Raw genomic sequence first — 14,988 nt, forward strand, 5'->3', positions numbered from 1 at the left:
CCGTGTTTAATAAGACATATTTGCGATTTTTTAGCCCGCAACAAGGCATAAATCCAGTTACCGGATGCGTTTTATATCGGCTATTCAAGCAACTGCATCATCATTTTGCGCAGCAGCCATAGCACGAATCAATCAATATTTACCTGAATTTCGTCGTGTTTTTGCAACTTTTAAATCTTGTTTGCAATGCTGCCACGCAACACCACTGGTAGCTATGTACTAGTTTTCAAGCTTTGAGGTACTCAGCCTTGCCGCCCAGCCAGCGCAAAACATGGCTGGCAGCCAGGTCTGGCCAGCGATCGAGCATATGCGGCGCCAGCTCTCGCGCCCATTCCAGCAAATGCTTGTCGGCCTCCAAGTCGGCAAAACGCAACAGCGGCGCACCCGACTGGCGCGCACCTAGAAACTCCCCCGGTCCACGAATTTCCAGATCGCGCCGGGCTATCTCGAAACCATCCGAGGTTTCCGCCATCGCCCGCAGGCGCTCCTTGGCGGTTTCGCCAAGCTTGCCGTTGTCGCCTACCGCATACAGCAGCACACAGGCCGATGCGGCAGCGCCGCGCCCCACCCGGCCGCGCAACTGGTGCAGTTGGCTCAGGCCGAAGCGTTCGGCATGCTCGATCACCATCAAGCTGGCATTGGGCACATCCACACCCACTTCGATCACCGTGGTGGACACCAGCACGCCCATCAGGCCCTCGGTGAACAAGGCCATCACCGCTTTTTTCTCGGCTGTCGGCATGCGCGAATGCAAGAGGCCGACCATGACGCCTGGCAGCGCCTCGCTCAGGTCGGTATGGGTCTGGGTGGCATTGGACAGGTCCAGCGCCTCGCTCTCCTCAATCAGCGGGCAGACCCAGTAGACCTGGCGCCCCTGGGCGATCTGGTCGGCAATGCGCGATACCACCTCATCGCGCCGGCTATCGCTGATCAGCTTGGTGACGACAGGCGTGCGTCCCGGCGGCAGCTCGTCGATGGTCGAGACATCGAGGTCGGCGTAATAGCTCATCGCCAAGGTGCGCGGGATGGGCGTAGCGCTCATCATCAGCATATGCGGCTCCATGCCGGTGGACAGCAGCTTTTGCCGCAAGGCCAGGCGCTGGGCCACGCCAAAGCGGTGCTGCTCGTCGATGACCGCCAGCCCCAGTTTTTTGAACTGCACCTGGTCCTGGATGACAGCATGGGTGCCGACCACCAGCGCGGCCTCGCCGCTCTCAACCAAGGCCAGCATCTCCGTGCGCTGCTTCTTCTTTTGCGCACCGGCCAGCCAGGCCACTTTCAGGCCACGCGGCGCCAGCAGCGGCTCCAGCCAGCCCACGAGCTTGGCAAAGTGCTGCTCGGCGAGGATTTCGGTGGGCGCCATCAATGCGCATTGCCAGCCGGCATCAATCGCAATCACCGCCGACAGCGCCGCCACAATCGTCTTGCCCGAGCCCACATCGCCTTGCAGCAGGCGGTGCATGGGCACATGGCGCGCCAGGTCTCGCGCAATCTCCTCGCAAACCCGGCGCTGCGCCCCGGTCAGCGCAAAAGGCAGGGCCGCCAAAAACTGCTCATGCAGGTTCAAGCCGCCATCGGCCATGCGCTGCGTCGCCAAGGCGGGCGCCCGCAGGCTGTCACGCGCCCGCTTGGCCGTCAGCTGCGACAGCTGCTGGGCCAACAGCTCTTCGGCCTTGAGGCGCTGCCAAGCCGGGTGGCTCTGGTCCTCCAAGGTCGCCATCGCCACATCGGGCGTGGGATGGTGCAAAAACTGCAGCGCCTCGCGCAAGGTATAGGCCCGGCCCAGGCCGCCCTCGCCCTGGTAGCGGGCATAGGGCAGGTCCACACCGGGTGGCAAGGTCTCGCCCAGGTCGGCGCGCTGCACGCCACTGATCACCGCGCGGCGCAGATAAGGCTGGGGCAGGCCGGCGGTGGTGGGGTAGACGGGTGTCAGCGACTGCGGCAGCTCGCCACCGGCCAGTCGAAACGCCGGGTGCAGCATTTGCCGGCCCCAGAAGCCGCCTTTGACCTCGCCGCGGATGCGCAAGGTATTGCCCACCGACAAGGTCTTTTGGTGGGAAGGGTAGAAGCTGAAAAACCGCAGCTCGCAGGCGTCGCCATTCGCATCCTCAACCCGCACCACCAGTTGCCGGCGCGGACGCAGCTGCACATCGGATGCCACCACCGTCGCCTCGATCTGTGCGATCTCGCCATCGCGGGCATTGCGCAGTGCAATGATGCGGGTCTCGTCCTCATAGCGCAGTGGGAGGTGCAGGGCCAGGTCGATGTCGCGGGTCAGTCCCAGCTTGGCCAGCGCCTGCTGGGCTGGGTTCTTCGCGGGCGTCTTGGCGGGGCTGGCGGCTGCTGCGGTGGCAGCTACTGCGCCGGCTACTTTGCGCGGCCGGCCAGGCTTGCGCCCCTTGGCGGGCGCGGCATCATCAGCGGAGTTGGCAGGCGTGGCAGCAGGCATGGAGGCGGTTTTAGCAATGCTGCATTCTGGCATGCTTTGCCGGGCGACTGGTTAAAAAGACAGTGCCTGCACGGCGGCAAACACCATCAGCGCCGCACGCGCCTGCGCCGCAGATAGCGCTCCCATAGCTCAAACACCAGTTCCGACAACAAGGCCAGCGCAGCCGCAGGCAAGGCACCAGCCATCATCAGTGCGCTGTCGTTCAGCGCCAGGCCGGTCACAATGCGCTCGCCCAAACCGCCAGCGCCAATAAAGGCTGCAATCGTGGCCGTGCCAATGCCGATGGCGCAGGCCGTGCGGATGCCGGCGATCACCGTCGGCATCGCAATCGGCAGCTCCACCCAGCGCATGCGCTGCGGCCGGGTCATGCCCAGCGCCGATCCCGCACTGCGCAGGCCGGGCGACACCTCGGCCAGCCCCGCACAGGTATTGCTCAAGATCGGCAAGATGGAATAAGCCGTCAGCGCCACCAGCGCCGGCAAGCGCCCGATCACGCCAAACCAGGCAATCAGCACCGCCAGCAAGGCCAGCGACGGAATCGTCTGCAGCACCCCGGCTGCACCGAGCGCCAAGGCCCTTGAGCGCGCATGCGGAAACAGCAGAATGCCGGCGGGCACGGCTATCAGCGCCGCCACGCCCACGGAGATCAGCACCAGCGCCAAATGCTGCGCCGTCAGCCGCCACAGATCAGGCGCCACCAACCGTGACCACAGCCGCGCGCCAAAGGAGGGCTGGCCACCAGCTTTTGCATCGCCCGACGTATCGGCAACTGCCTGCGGCGCCCCACCGGCCAGAAACTGCTTGGCAATCTCGGCAAAGCTCTGGCCGTTCAGCTCGGCCTGGGCGTTCATGCCGATCATCGCCTCTTCGCTGATCCGGCCCTGCAGCTTTTGCAAGGCGGCCCAGGCCACGGGCTTTTGCGTGGGCAGCTCCTGGCGGTAGAGCAGCAGGGCGTCATAGCGTGGAAAGTAGGCCTGGTCATCCTCCAGCACCAAGAGGCCAAGATGGTCGATCTTGGCATCGGTGGTGTAGATGTCCATCACATCGATGTGCTTTTGCGTGACGGCCTCATAGGCGAGGCCATGGTCCAGCCCCTGGGGCTTGGCCTGCAGGCTATAGCGCTTGGCCAAACCGGGCCAGCCATCGCCCCGGCCAATGAATTCGTTGGACAGGCCAAAGCGCAAGCTGGGGTGACGCGCCAGGTCGCTCAATGTGCGAATGCCCAACTCCTCGGCCTGCGCGCGGCGCATGGCCAGCGCATAGCCATCGTTAAAGCCCAGTGGCACACCTACCGCCAGCCCTTCGTGCGCCAGCGCCTGGTTCAGTGCGGCGACGTCGCTGCCCTGGGCATGTTTGGCAATCTCCAGCGCAATGGTGCCGCTGTACTCGGCATAAACATCGATCTGGCCGGAGCGCAATGCCTCATACACGATGGCGGTGTTGCCCAGGCCTTGGCGCACCTGCGTCTTCACGCCAGCGGCCTGGGCCTGCTGGGCCATGATCTCGGCCAGCACATAGGATTCAGTAAAGCGCTTGGAGCCCACGCGCAGGGTTTCCTCCTGCGCGGCACCGGCAGCGGGCGCCGCAAGGATGCCCAGAACCCAGACCAGCGCGAAAGTCATCAAGTGGCGAAGACGTTGCATCGGGCCACTATAGCAAGCCGGCTGCCAAAACAAGTAGGAGGCCGCCACCAAGGGCCCCAAGCCCGCGCGGCCTGCTGCGCCTCTGCCACAGTGGCACAATCGCCCCCTTGTTTTGATCCCTGTGAGCTGCAGGTGTGTTCCGCCTGCATGAGCCAACGATGACTGCCTTCTCCGGTGCCCGCCGCACTTTCCAACTGAGCGATTTCGATTTCGAGCTGCCCGAAGCGCTGATTGCCCAACACCCGGCTGCCGAGCGCAGTGGCTCCCGCTTGCTGGATGCGCGTGACGCCACCCTGGTGGACCGCCGCTTCCACGAGCTGCCTGATCTGCTGCAGCCCGGCGACCTGCTGGTGTTCAACGACACCCAGGTGATCAAGGCGCGCATCTTTGGCGAGAAGTCGAGCGGCGGCAAGATCGAGCTGCTGATCGAGCGCGTGCTGCAGGACAACGAAGTCGTGGCGCACATGAAGGTCAGCAAGAAGCCCGCCGTGGGCGGTGTGCTGCACATGATGGGCGGCAAAAAGGCCGGTGGCTTTGACGCCACCCTGCTGGGCCGCTGGCCCAATGAGATGGGCGCGCTGTTCCGCCTGCGCCTGACGGGCCCGCAGGGCGAGACACCCTGGGAGCTGATGCAGCAGCACGGCCACATTCCCCTGCCCCCTTATATTGAGCGCGCGCAGCAATCGGGCGAAGACCCCAACCAGGCCGAAGACGAGCGCCGCTACCAAACCGTGTTTGCCAAAAACCCGGGCGCCGTGGCCGCGCCGACGGCGGCTTTGCACTTTGACGACAAGGTGCTGGCTGCTTTGGAGGCCAAGGGCGTGGAGCGCGCCAGCGTCACCCTGCATGTGGGCGCGGGCACCTTCCAGCCGGTGAAGACCGAGAACCTCAAAGACCACCAGATGCACAGCGAGTGGTACAACATCCCGCTGCCCACCCTGGCGGCGCTGGAGCGTTGCCGCCTGCGCGGTGGCCGGGTCATTGCGGTGGGTACCACGACGGTGCGCACCCTTGAATCCTGGGCCCGCACCGGCCAGCTCTCGGACGACACCAATATCTTCATCACGCCCGGCTTTCCCTACCGCGTGGTCGACATGCTGGTCACCAATTTCCACCTGCCCAAGAGCAGCCTGATGATGCTGGTCAGCGCCTTTGCCGGTTACGAGCACATCATGGGCCTGTACCAGCATGCCATCGCGCAGGAGTACCGCTTCTTCAGCTATGGTGACTCGATGCTGCTGCAACGCAAGACGGAGCCCCTGGCTGCCGCCGACACCGAGCAACCGCCGACGGCCACGTCTTAAGAGATAGCCACAGCCTCAGGCCCGGCCAGTGCCAGCGTCGGGCCCGGGCCGCCCCTGTGCGGCTGATCCCTGCAGGATGTAGAGCTGGAAATCGCCGATCTGCACGACATCGCCGGTGTAGAGAATCTTGCGCTTGATCGGCACGCCATTGACCAGCGTGCCGTTGGTGCTGCCGTGGTCCTCCAGGGTCAGCACGCCCGAGCGCTCACGCAGAAAAAAAGCGCCATGGCTGCGGCTCACGCTGGGGTCGTCCAGCACAAAGCGGCTGGCGGGGTCTCGGCCAAAAGTCGAGAAGCCCTCTTCCAGGCTCCAGGTGTGCAGGCTCAGTTGCTTCTTGTCTTTGACCAGAATCTCTTTCGCCATGGCGGTGGCTCCTAGGGTTGCCTGTGCGGTGGGCCTGCGCCCGCCGCCAATCTACCAAACAAAGGCCGAATTAGAAATAGTCGCAGAAGCGCCGACCGCCTATCTCATGCACCTGCACGGGGATCTCATACAGGTCGCTGAGCACCTCGTCGCGCACCACGACCTCGGGTGGCCCTTCGCAATACAACGCACCCGCCTTCATCGCGATGATGTGGTCGGCATAGCTGGCGGCAAAGTTGATGTCGTGCAAAACCACCACCACCGTCTTGCCGGCATCCTGCACCGCCTGGCGCAGCAGCTTCATCATGCCCACGGCATGGGCCATGTCCAGGTTGTTGAGCGGTTCGTCAAACAAGATGTAGCGCGTGTTCTGGCACAGCACCATCGCGATGTAGGCGCGCTGGCGCTGGCCGCCAGACAACTCATCGAGAAAGCGCTCGCTGAGCGGCTGAAGGTGGAGGTAGTTCAGCGCCGCATCCACCTGCAACCGGTCCTCTTCGGTCAGCCGGCCTTTTGAATGCGGAAAGCGACCAAAGGCCACCAGGTCGCGCACCGTCAGGCGCAGCGCGCTTTGGTTGTCCTGGCGCAAGATGGCCATCACGCGGGCCAGCGCATCGCTGGCCGTGGTGGTAATGTCCTGGCCCTCGATGCGCACCTGGCCCGAGGTCATCGGCATCAGCCGGCTGATCAGCGACAGCGCCGTGGATTTACCCGCGCCGTTGGGCCCAATGATGGCCGTCAGCCGGCCCTGGGGAATGCGCAAACTCACGTCATGCAGCACCGTCGTGGTGCCATGGGTTTTGCGCAGCTTGTCGGTTTCAATCATGGCTGGTCACCGCGCTCAGCCCTTGGCCTTGCGCACTAAGAGATAGATAAAGGTCAGTCCGCCCAGGAACTCCACCACGATGGACAGCGAGGTGTTGAAGCCAAACAGGCGCTCCAGCACCATCTGCCCGCCCACCAGCAACAGGCCACCCAGCAGCACCGAGCCGGCCAGGGTGTAGCGGTGCTGGTGGCTGTGCATCAGCTGGTAGGCCATATTGCTCACCAGCAGACCAAAAAAGGTCACCGGACCGACCAGCGCGGTCGAGATGGACACCAGAATCGCCACCACCACCAGGACGCCCATCACTGCGCGCTGGTAGTTCACGCCCAAGTTGACGGCCACATCGCGCCCCAGCGCCAGCACATCGAGCATATGGCGCTGGCGCCAGACCCAGATGCCCACCAGCGCAATTGCGGGCAGTGACAGCAGCAGCAAGGGCAGCGAGACGGTATTGAAGTTGGCAAACAAGCGGTCTTGCAGCACGGTGAACTCATTGGGGTCCATCACGCGCCAGACAAAGTTGTTGAGGCTGCGAAAAAAGATGCCCGCCACAATGCCCACCAGCAGCAACAAATGCAGGTTGCTGGCCTGGCCCCGGAACAGCCAGACAAAAAGGCTGGTCGACAGCAGCACCATCAGTCCCACATTCATGCCAAAGCGAGACAGTTCGGGGATCTGCATCGCAGCGACACCCAGCGTAAAAGCCAGCACCGATTGAATCAACTGGAACAGCGCATCAAAGCCCATCACCGCTGGCGTCAGGATGCGGTTGTTGGTGACCGTCTGGAACAGCACGGTGGACACGCCAATCGCAAAGGCCACCGTCCACATGGTTGCCAGCTTCTTGCCGCGCAAGGGCAGCACAAAGCTCCATTCGGCCTGCACCTGGCTGGTCATAAAGTAAAGGCTGGCGAGCAGCGCCAGGGCCAGCAGCAGCCAAAGCCGCCGCGCCGGCGTGCCCAGCCAGGAGACGGGAGCGGGTGCCGCTGCGGAGGGCGAGGTAGACAACGTCTTCATCTCAGCCCCCCATGCGCTTGCGGCGCGACAACAGCAGTGCCAGGAACATCGCACTGCCCAGCACCCCCATCACCGTGCCAATGGGTACCTCGTAGGGCGCAATCACCACGCGCCCGATCAGGTCGCAGCACAAGGCCATCAAGGCCCCCGCCCAGGCCACCCAGAGCACGGACTTGCGCACGTTGTCGCCCACCACCAGGCGCACGAGGTTGGGCACGATCAGACCCACAAAGGGAATGATGCCGACGGTAACGATCACCGAGGCGGTGACGACGGCCACCACCACCACGCCCTGTGCCACCAGGCGCTTGTAGTTGAGGCCCAGGTTGGTGGCAAATTCCTGACCCATGCCGGCCACCGTGAAGCGGTCAGCCGCAAGCATTGCCAGCACCGTGATGCCCAGCGACAGCCAGAGCATCTCGTAGCGGCCCTGCACAATGGCCGAGAAATCAGCCGTCATCCAGGAGCGCGCGGCCTGCATCAGGTCAAAACGGTAGGCGATAAAGGTGGTGGCCGATTCGATCACGCCCGACAGCACCAGACCGACCAAGGGCACGATCAGCGCCGAGCGCAGCCGTATGCGGCTGAGCACCGCCAAAAACAAGGCCGTGCCCGCCAGCGCAAACACTGCCGCCAGGCCCATCTTGCCGAAGACCGGCATATCGGGCCACCACAGGATGCCGATCAGCATGCCCATGCCCGCCGATTCGGCCGTGCCGATGGTCGTGGGCTCGACATAGTGGTTGCGCGCCAGCATCTGCATCAGCAGGCCGGCCACCGCCATCGCGCTGCCGGCCAGCAGCAGCGCCAAGGTGCGCGGCACCCGGCTGGCCACCAGCACCTGGGTGGCCATGTCATCGTCGTTGTGGGAGAAGAGCCGCAGCAAGGTGCTGACCGACACATCGCTCACCCCCACCAGCAAGCTGATAAAAGCCAGCAGCGCCAGCAAGGCGATGGCCGGCAGCGCAAAAGCCAGCGGGCGCAGCGCAAGGCCACGCCCGCCGCGTGGCGCTTTCTCAATCGTTGTCGTCATGCTGTGGCTCGCAACAGGGGCTGGCTCAGCAAGCGATTAAGCCTTGGAGAAGGCGTTGATCAGCTGCGTCACATCGTCATGCAGCGAGCCGGGGCTGGCATTGCCCAGCAGGTACCAGTTGGCGGAGTTCAGGTAGACGATCTGTTTTTTCTTGGCCGCCTTGGTGGCGTTGACCAGCGGGTTGTCCAGCAGCTTGGCGGCTGATGCGCCTTCGCGGCCAATGGCGGCATCGCGGTCCAGCACAAACAGCCAGTCCGGGTTGGTCTTGAGGATGAACTCGAACGAGATGGCCTGGCCGTGGCCGGCCACCTTGATGTCCTTGTTCGCGGCCGGGATGCCATACACATCGTGCAGCATGCCAAAGCGCGAGCCGGCGCCATAGGCGCTCAATTTGCCGCCATTGGTCATCACCATCAGGCCCGTGCCCTTGTTGCCGGTCAGGGCCTTGAGCTTGTCGATATCGGCCTGCATGGACGCGATCAGGGTTTGGGCCTGGGCTTCGTTGCCGACCATCTCGCCCAGAATCTTCAGGTGCTTGAAGGCACTGGCCACCGGCTGGGTGTTGTCCACCGTCAGGTCCAGGGTCGGCGCAATCTTGGCCAGTTCGGCCACCTTGGCGGCCGAGCGGCCACCGGCGATGATCACATCGGGCTTGAGGCCCTTGACCACCTCGTAGTTGGGCTCAAACAGGCTGCCAATGCGGGTGTAGTCCTTGCTGGCGTACTGCTCCAGCACGGGAGGGAACTTCACCACCTCCGGCACGCCCTTGACCTCGGCGCCCAGCGCGCGCAGGCAGTCGAGCGCGGCCAGGTCAAACACCAAGATGGTCTTGGGCTTGACCGGGATCTGCACCGCGCCGCCCGCTTGCTGCACCGTCAGGGTCTGCTGCGCCAGTGCGGAGCCTGCCGCCCAGGGCAGGGTCACCAAGGCACCCAGCTGCAGCAGCGACTGGCGGCGGTTGACGGTGGAGATAGCGGAGCGCGACATGGAACATCCTTGGGTCGAAATGCCAGCAGCCCCTGCATGTGCCTGGCCCAAGAACGTATGACTACTTTTTCTTGCGCCCACAGCAGAGGCCTAGCGGTTGAGGGAATGGAAACATCGCTGGATGGATGCCAGGCTGCAGCACCCGGAGGCTTTACAGATCTGACACATTTACGAATCGTTCTCATTTGAATGGTAACACGCTGTTTTGTTCCCCTCGGTTTATGGCGGGTACAAACCCTGAGCAGCCACCCACCATCGCCGCAGTGTCGCTGAACGGACAATGCAGCGCCAGAACTGCAGCTACTGCGCCACGCAAGACACCCCAGCCCTGGGCAGCTTTCTACAATAGGACGACACCCCGCCAGCCCATCGACTCCGCAGGAGACCGGCCGCCGCATGGTGCCCTTGCCCGCGTGACTTCCCCGACAGCTCCCTCCCATGCCTCCGCGCTGCCTGCCAGAGGCATGACCACCCCTCCTGCCTTGGCGGCGGACAGCGCTGCCAGCGTGCCCGAGACCACCCGCACACCGCTACCCCGCCGTCCCGGCCAAGGCTCGGCCCTCACTGGCATTGTGCTGACCGTCATTGCCTGCGCCTGCTTTTGCCTGCTCGATACCGGCTCCAAATACGCGGGGGCGCTGCTGCCGCTGTTGATGGCGCTGTGGCTGCGCTATGTGCTGCAATCGGTGTTCACCGTCGGCTGGGGCGTCTACCAGTACGGTAGTGCCGCGTTTTACACCACGCACCCGCGCTTTCAGGTGGTGCGCGCCGCGCTGTTTTGCAGCAGCAATGCCTGCGCAATGATGAGCCTGCGCTACCTGCCGCTGGCCGAGTTCACGGCGGTGGTGGCGATGACACCGCTGGCGATGACCCTGGTGGCCGCCCTCTGGCTCAATCAACCCGTCAGCCCACTGCGCTGGGTGCTGGTGGCCATGGGTTTTCTGGGCACCCTGGTCATCATCCGCCCGGGCGGTGCCAATTTCAGCGGCGGCGCGCTGGTCTGGCCGGCGCTGCAGTTGGCGGCCAACACCGCCTACCAGATCGTCAGCAGCCAGATGGCGGGCAGAGAGCGGCCCGTTACCACCCAGATCTACACCAGCCTGCTGGCCTTGGTGCTGACCAGCGCCAGCCTGCCCTGGTTTTGGCAGCTGCCCACCAGCGCCGCGCTGTGGCTGGCGGCGCTGGCCATGGGCGTGGGCAGCACCATTGGCCACCTGATGCTGCTTAAGGCCTATGAAAATGCCAAGCCGGCCACCATATCGCCGTTCCTGTACAGCCAGATCCCCTTTGCCGTGTTTGCAGGTTGGATGCTGTACGGCCATATCCCCGACCATTGGGCGGTGCTGGGCATGGTGGCCATTGCGCTGGGCGGCGCGCTCAGCGCTTGGCTGTCGGTGCGCGAATCGCGCTGACCCCTGCGGGCGCAGACAGACGCAAAAAAGCGCCACCGACACAAGTCCGGTGGCGCCCTGGCTGTGTTGGATCTAGCTGCGCGTCAGTAGGCGACGGCCTGGCCATCCTTGCGCGGATCGGAGCCGGCGACATAGTGCCCGCCCTCGCGCAGAATCAGCTGCGCACCGCCAAAGGCGAACACGCCATGGCCTTCTTCGATGGTCACCTCATGGCCCAGCGCGCGCAGCGCGGCAATCACCTGCGGATCAAAACCCAGCTCGACGGAGACCTGGTTGCCACCGGTCACCCGCCAGCGCGGTGCGTCTGCAGCGGCTTGCGGGTTCTGGCCATAGCGCAGCACGCGCACGGCCATTTGCACATGGCCTTGGCTTTGCATCGGGCCGCCCATCACGCCAAAGGCCATCTGTGGCGAGCCATCGGCATGCATCGCAAAGGCGGGGATGATGGTGTGCGAAGGACGCTTGCCCGGCGCCACCTGGTTGGCGTGGCCCGCCTCGGTGGTAAAGCCGGCGCCTCGGTTTTGCAGGCTGATGCCAGTGCCCGGCACCACCACGCCCGAGCCAAAACCCATGTAGTTGGACTGGATGAAGGACACCATCATGCCGCTCTCGTCGCAGGCCGTCAGGTAGACGGTGCCGCCCGGCTTGGGCGCGCCATAGCTGGCAACCTTGGCCTTGCTGCGGTCGATCAGCTTCGCGCGCTCGGTCAGATAGGCGGGGTTCAGCAGGTCTTGCTGAGGCTGGACGCGCATATGGTCGATATCGGCGTTGTACTCGGCCAGGTCGGCCAGCGCCAGCTTCATCGCCTCGATCTGCAGGTGCACGGTTTCGGCGCTGTCCAGCGGCTGGTCGCCAATGCCGATGGCATCGAGCAGGCCCAGCGCGATCAGCGCAGCAATGCCCTGGCCATTGGGCGGAATCTCATGCACTACCGAGTCGCCAAAGGGCTGGGCCACCGTGCCCACCCAGTCGCAGCGGTGGGCGGCCAGGTCCTCGGTCGTCATCACGCCGCCGTTGGCCTGGCTGTGGGCCGCCATCTTTTGCGCCAGCGCGCCCCGGTAATAGGATTCACCCAGGGTCTCGGCAATCTCCTCCAAGGTGCGGGCATGGGCCTCGCTTTGGAACCAGCTGCCCGCCTGCGGTGCCTGGCCCTCCGGCGCAAAGCATTCCTTGAAGCCCGGCTGGTCACCCAGCTTGGCGAAGCCCAGAGCCCAGAGCTTGGCAATCGTCGGCGATACCGCAAAGCCATGGCGCGCATAGTCGATCGCCGGTTGCGCCACTTGCGCAAAAGGCAGCTTGCCAAAGCGCTTGGACAGCTCTACCCAGCCAGAGACTACGCCCGGCACGGTGACCGCATTCCAGCCCTTTTCAGGGATGCCGCCGAGCTTGTCGAAGTATTCCGGCGTCCAGCCCGCAGGCGCGCGGCCCGAGGCGTTCAGGCCATGCAGCTCTTGGCCGTCCCAGACAATCGCAAAGGCATCGCTGCCAATGCCGCAGCCCGTGGGCTCCACCACCGTCAAGGTCATCGCGGCGGCCAGCGCCGCATCTACCGCATTGCCGCCTGCTTGCAGCATGCGCAGGCCCGCTTGCGCGGCCAGCGGTTGCGAGGTGCTCACCACATTGCGGCCCAGTACGGGCGAGCGCTGCGAGGCATAGGGCTGGGCCCAGTCTTTCACGGTTGTCATGTCTTGTCTTTCTGAATGCAATCGAGATGGCAGCCGGGGCGGCAACGACCGCCAGAGGCTTGTGGTGGCAACGCTTAGTCGAGCGTGATGTGGTTGTCCTGGATGACCTTGGCCCAGCGGGCGCTGTCGGCCTTCACCAGATCGGCAAACTGCGCTGGCGTGCCAGGTTTGGCCACTTCGGCACCGAGCTTGGCCAGGCTGGCGATAACTTCGGGGTTTTGCATGGCCTTGTTGAAGGCGGCATTGATCTTGGCGGTCAGCTCGGGCTTCAGGCCCGCAGGCGCATAGACGCCAAACCAGGTCACCGACGCGTAGCCGGGCAGGCCAGATTCGGCCACCGTAGGCAACTGAGGGGCCAACTGGGTGCGCTCGGCGCTGGTGACGGCCAGCGCACGCAGGCGGCCGCTGGCAACATGGGGCATGCCGGTGGGGATGGAGTCAAACAGCATATGCACCTGGCCGGTGGCCAAGTCGCTGATCGACTGGGCCGTTCCCTTGTAAGGAACATGGGTCAAGGTAATGCCCGCCTGGGCCGCAAAGGCAGCGGTGTTCAGGTGGACGATGGTGCCATTGCCGCTGGTGGCGTAGTTCAGCTTGCCGGGGTTGGCCTTGGCATAGCTGATCAGCTCCTGCACGGTCTTGACCGGCAGCGCGTTGGTGACCAGCAGCACGCTGGCGGCATCGGCCACATGGGCGATCGGGGTGAAGTCCTTGTCGGCGCGGTAGGCCAGCTTGGGCATCAGGTGCGGCGAGATCGCATGGGTGCTGCTGGTGGTGAACAGCAGGGTGTAGCCATCGGCGCTGGCCTTGGCGGCCTCGGCCGTGCCAATGGTGCCGCCCGCGCCCGGGCGGTTGTCGATCACCAGCGACTGGCCCAGCTCCTGCGACACCTTTTGCGCCACGACGCGGGCCACCAGGTCGGTCGCGCCGCTGGGCGGAAAGGGCACGATGACGCGGATCGCGCGCTCAGGCCATTGGCCGCCTTGCGCAGCGGCGAAAGGAGACAGCACAGCCAGCGCCGTGCCAGCCACCAGGCCGGCGAGCAGTGGCCGGCGGCCAGGCATGTGAGAAGAAAGCAAAGGGGTAGTTGGCATGGTGGTTAGCGAGTTGCAAAACATCTGCGAAGCACTCTGCGCTTGTGGCGCGGGCCAGAACAACCGGTTCTTATGCGCCCACAGCGGGTGTGCCATGCGCGCGAGGGCAAAGGCGCCTGCGTGAAGCTTTGCATATTAAAAGCCTGTGACAGCAGGCACCACCACCGATTTGGCAAGGTAGCTTTGCCGATACGGCAATGGGTTTATGCTTAACCCATCTATTTGAGCAATACCACCATGCCCCACCGCCAGCCCGCGCATCTGCAGGACACCGCCCTGCGCTACTTCCACGAGGTGGTGCAGTGCGGCTCGGTCAGCGCCGCATCCCTGCGCCTGCATGTGGCCAGCTCGGCCGTCAGCCGCCAGATCAGCGGGCTGGAGGCCCAGCTGGGCACGGCGCTGTTCGAGCGCCATGCGCGGGGCATGCAGCCCACGGCGGCCGGGGAGATCCTCGCCGAGCTGGCGCGCCGCATCAGCCTGGATGCCGAACAGGCCATCGATGCCATCCATGCACTCGACAGCCTGCGCGCCGGCCTGGTGCGCATCGCCACCTCCGATGCCTTTGCCAATGAGCTGCTGCCCCAGGCCTGCGTGGCCTTTGCACGCCTGCACCCGGGCCTGCGGTTTGAAGTGAGCATGGTGCCGACCTTGCAGGTCTCCGCCAAGCTGCTGGCCGGTGAGGCCGATATTGGCTTGCGCTTCAGCATCTCGCCGCTCAAGAACATTGCCGTGGTGCACCGCCAAAGCGCGCCAGTGCTGGCCGTGTTGCCACCCGGGCATGTGCTGGCCCGCCAGGCATCGCTCACCCTGGCCGAGCTGGCCCAGCACCCGCTGGCCTTGCCACCGGCTGAGACCGCGATCCGCCAGATGATCGACCTGGCCTGCAGCCGCCAGGGCCTGCAGCTGGACCCGGTGCTGACCACCAACCATGCCAAGACCTTGCTGAATTTTGCGCTGCATGGCGGCGGTGTCACCGTGTCCAGCGAAGTGGGAGTACGCCATATGCTGGCAGCGGGCAGCCTGGTCGCCCGCCCCTTGACCGATGCCGGCCTGGACCTGCGCGATATCGAGGTGCAAACCCTGGCGGGCCGCCAGCTGCCCGCCGCCGCCCAGGCCTTTTTGGGGCTGCTGGTGCAAGAGCTGCAGGCGCTCCCAGGACGGCGCTAAGCCCCGGT

General features: G+C 64.6%; 12 protein-coding genes. 3 read left to right on the plus strand and 9 right to left on the minus strand.

Translation table 11 applies throughout. The annotated features are described in order from the left end of the window. Positions 1–226: 226 nt before the first annotated feature. Together recG and HS961_RS22930 are read right to left on the minus strand one after the other, a co-directional pair. Entirely contained in the window at positions 227–2,449 is a 2,223-nt protein-coding gene (gene recG, locus HS961_RS22925; RefSeq protein WP_182325708.1) for an ATP-dependent DNA helicase RecG, read from the minus strand. A gap of 86 nt (positions 2,450–2,535) precedes the next feature. Then, the gene (locus HS961_RS22930; RefSeq protein WP_238347716.1) at positions 2,536–4,092 is read right to left on the minus strand and encodes a glycine betaine ABC transporter substrate-binding protein; all 1,557 of its coding nucleotides are present in this window, start codon (positions 4,090–4,092) and stop codon (positions 2,536–2,538) included. A 158-nt stretch (positions 4,093–4,250) separates the two neighbouring features. On the opposite strand from HS961_RS22930, the gene queA reads away from it, so the two are divergent. Then, the gene (gene queA / locus HS961_RS22935) at positions 4,251–5,396 is read left to right on the plus strand and encodes a tRNA preQ1(34) S-adenosylmethionine ribosyltransferase-isomerase QueA (RefSeq protein WP_182325709.1); all 1,146 of its coding nucleotides are present in this window, start codon (positions 4,251–4,253) and stop codon (positions 5,394–5,396) included. A 15-nt stretch (positions 5,397–5,411) separates the two neighbouring features. On the opposite strand, the gene HS961_RS22940 is transcribed toward queA, so the two are convergent. From HS961_RS22940 to HS961_RS22960, 5 genes are all read right to left on the minus strand, one after another. After that, positions 5,412–5,759 carry an FHA domain-containing protein gene (locus HS961_RS22940; protein WP_182325710.1) on the minus strand — a complete coding sequence of 116 codons (348 nt, stop codon included), beginning with the start codon at positions 5,757–5,759 and terminating at the stop codon, positions 5,412–5,414. A 70-nt stretch (positions 5,760–5,829) separates the two neighbouring features. Next, positions 5,830–6,585: an ABC transporter ATP-binding protein gene (locus HS961_RS22945; protein WP_182325711.1), complete on the minus strand. Its 756-nt coding sequence runs from the start codon at positions 6,583–6,585 to the stop codon at positions 5,830–5,832. A 15-nt stretch (positions 6,586–6,600) separates the two neighbouring features. After that, on the minus strand, positions 6,601–7,602 hold the full coding sequence (locus tag HS961_RS22950) for an iron chelate uptake ABC transporter family permease subunit (RefSeq protein ID WP_182325712.1): 1,002 nt from the start codon (positions 7,600–7,602) through the stop codon (positions 6,601–6,603). Position 7,603: 1 nt separating this feature from the next. After that, positions 7,604–8,635 carry an ABC transporter permease gene (locus tag HS961_RS22955; RefSeq protein ID WP_182325713.1) on the minus strand — a complete coding sequence of 344 codons (1,032 nt, stop codon included), beginning with the start codon at positions 8,633–8,635 and terminating at the stop codon, positions 7,604–7,606. A 36-nt stretch (positions 8,636–8,671) separates the two neighbouring features. Further along, complete coding sequence (locus tag HS961_RS22960) at positions 8,672–9,622, minus strand: siderophore ABC transporter substrate-binding protein (protein WP_238347717.1); 951 nt, start codon at positions 9,620–9,622, stop codon at positions 8,672–8,674. A gap of 464 nt (positions 9,623–10,086) precedes the next feature. On the opposite strand from HS961_RS22960, the gene HS961_RS22965 reads away from it, so the two are divergent. Then, complete coding sequence (locus tag HS961_RS22965) at positions 10,087–11,034, plus strand: DMT family transporter (protein WP_182325714.1); 948 nt, start codon at positions 10,087–10,089, stop codon at positions 11,032–11,034. A gap of 83 nt (positions 11,035–11,117) precedes the next feature. On the opposite strand, the gene HS961_RS22970 is transcribed toward HS961_RS22965, so the two are convergent. Next, entirely contained in the window at positions 11,118–12,719 is a 1,602-nt protein-coding gene (locus HS961_RS22970; RefSeq protein WP_182325715.1) for a gamma-glutamyltransferase family protein, read from the minus strand. A 74-nt stretch (positions 12,720–12,793) separates the two neighbouring features. After that, entirely contained in the window at positions 12,794–13,813 is a 1,020-nt protein-coding gene (locus HS961_RS22975; protein ID WP_412101617.1) for a Bug family tripartite tricarboxylate transporter substrate binding protein, read from the minus strand. 237 nt (positions 13,814–14,050) lie between these two features. Here HS961_RS22975 and HS961_RS22980 point away from each other — a divergent pair, with 237 nt between their 5' ends. Next, entirely contained in the window at positions 14,051–14,980 is a 930-nt protein-coding gene (locus tag HS961_RS22980; protein WP_182325716.1) for a LysR family transcriptional regulator, read from the plus strand. Positions 14,981–14,988 lie beyond the last annotated feature (8 nt).

This window comes from Comamonas piscis, assembly GCF_014109725.1.
Lineage (GTDB): Bacteria > Pseudomonadota > Gammaproteobacteria > Burkholderiales > Burkholderiaceae_C > Comamonas > Comamonas piscis.

Coding starts and splice junctions, on each gene's coding strand:
- HS961_RS22980 (WP_182325716.1), top strand. CDS start 14,051: ATGCCCCACCGCCAGCCCGCGCATCTGCAGGACACCGCCCTGCGCTAC.
- queA (WP_182325709.1), top strand. CDS start 4,251: ATGACTGCCTTCTCCGGTGCCCGCCGCACTTTCCAACTGAGCGATTTC.
- HS961_RS22965 (WP_182325714.1), top strand. CDS start 10,087: ATGACCACCCCTCCTGCCTTGGCGGCGGACAGCGCTGCCAGCGTGCCC.
- HS961_RS22945 (WP_182325711.1), bottom strand. CDS start 6,585: ATGATTGAAACCGACAAGCTGCGCAAAACCCATGGCACCACGACGGTG.
- HS961_RS22940 (WP_182325710.1), bottom strand. CDS start 5,759: ATGGCGAAAGAGATTCTGGTCAAAGACAAGAAGCAACTGAGCCTGCAC.
- HS961_RS22950 (WP_182325712.1), bottom strand. CDS start 7,602: ATGAAGACGTTGTCTACCTCGCCCTCCGCAGCGGCACCCGCTCCCGTC.
- recG (WP_182325708.1), bottom strand. CDS start 2,449: ATGCCTGCTGCCACGCCTGCCAACTCCGCTGATGATGCCGCGCCCGCC.
- HS961_RS22970 (WP_182325715.1), bottom strand. CDS start 12,719: ATGACAACCGTGAAAGACTGGGCCCAGCCCTATGCCTCGCAGCGCTCG.
- HS961_RS22955 (WP_182325713.1), bottom strand. CDS start 8,635: ATGACGACAACGATTGAGAAAGCGCCACGCGGCGGGCGTGGCCTTGCG.
- HS961_RS22930 (WP_238347716.1), bottom strand. CDS start 4,092: ATGCAACGTCTTCGCCACTTGATGACTTTCGCGCTGGTCTGGGTTCTG.
- HS961_RS22960 (WP_238347717.1), bottom strand. CDS start 9,622: ATGTCGCGCTCCGCTATCTCCACCGTCAACCGCCGCCAGTCGCTGCTG.
- HS961_RS22975 (WP_412101617.1), bottom strand. CDS start 13,813: ATGCCAACTACCCCTTTGCTTTCTTCTCACATGCCTGGCCGCCGGCCA.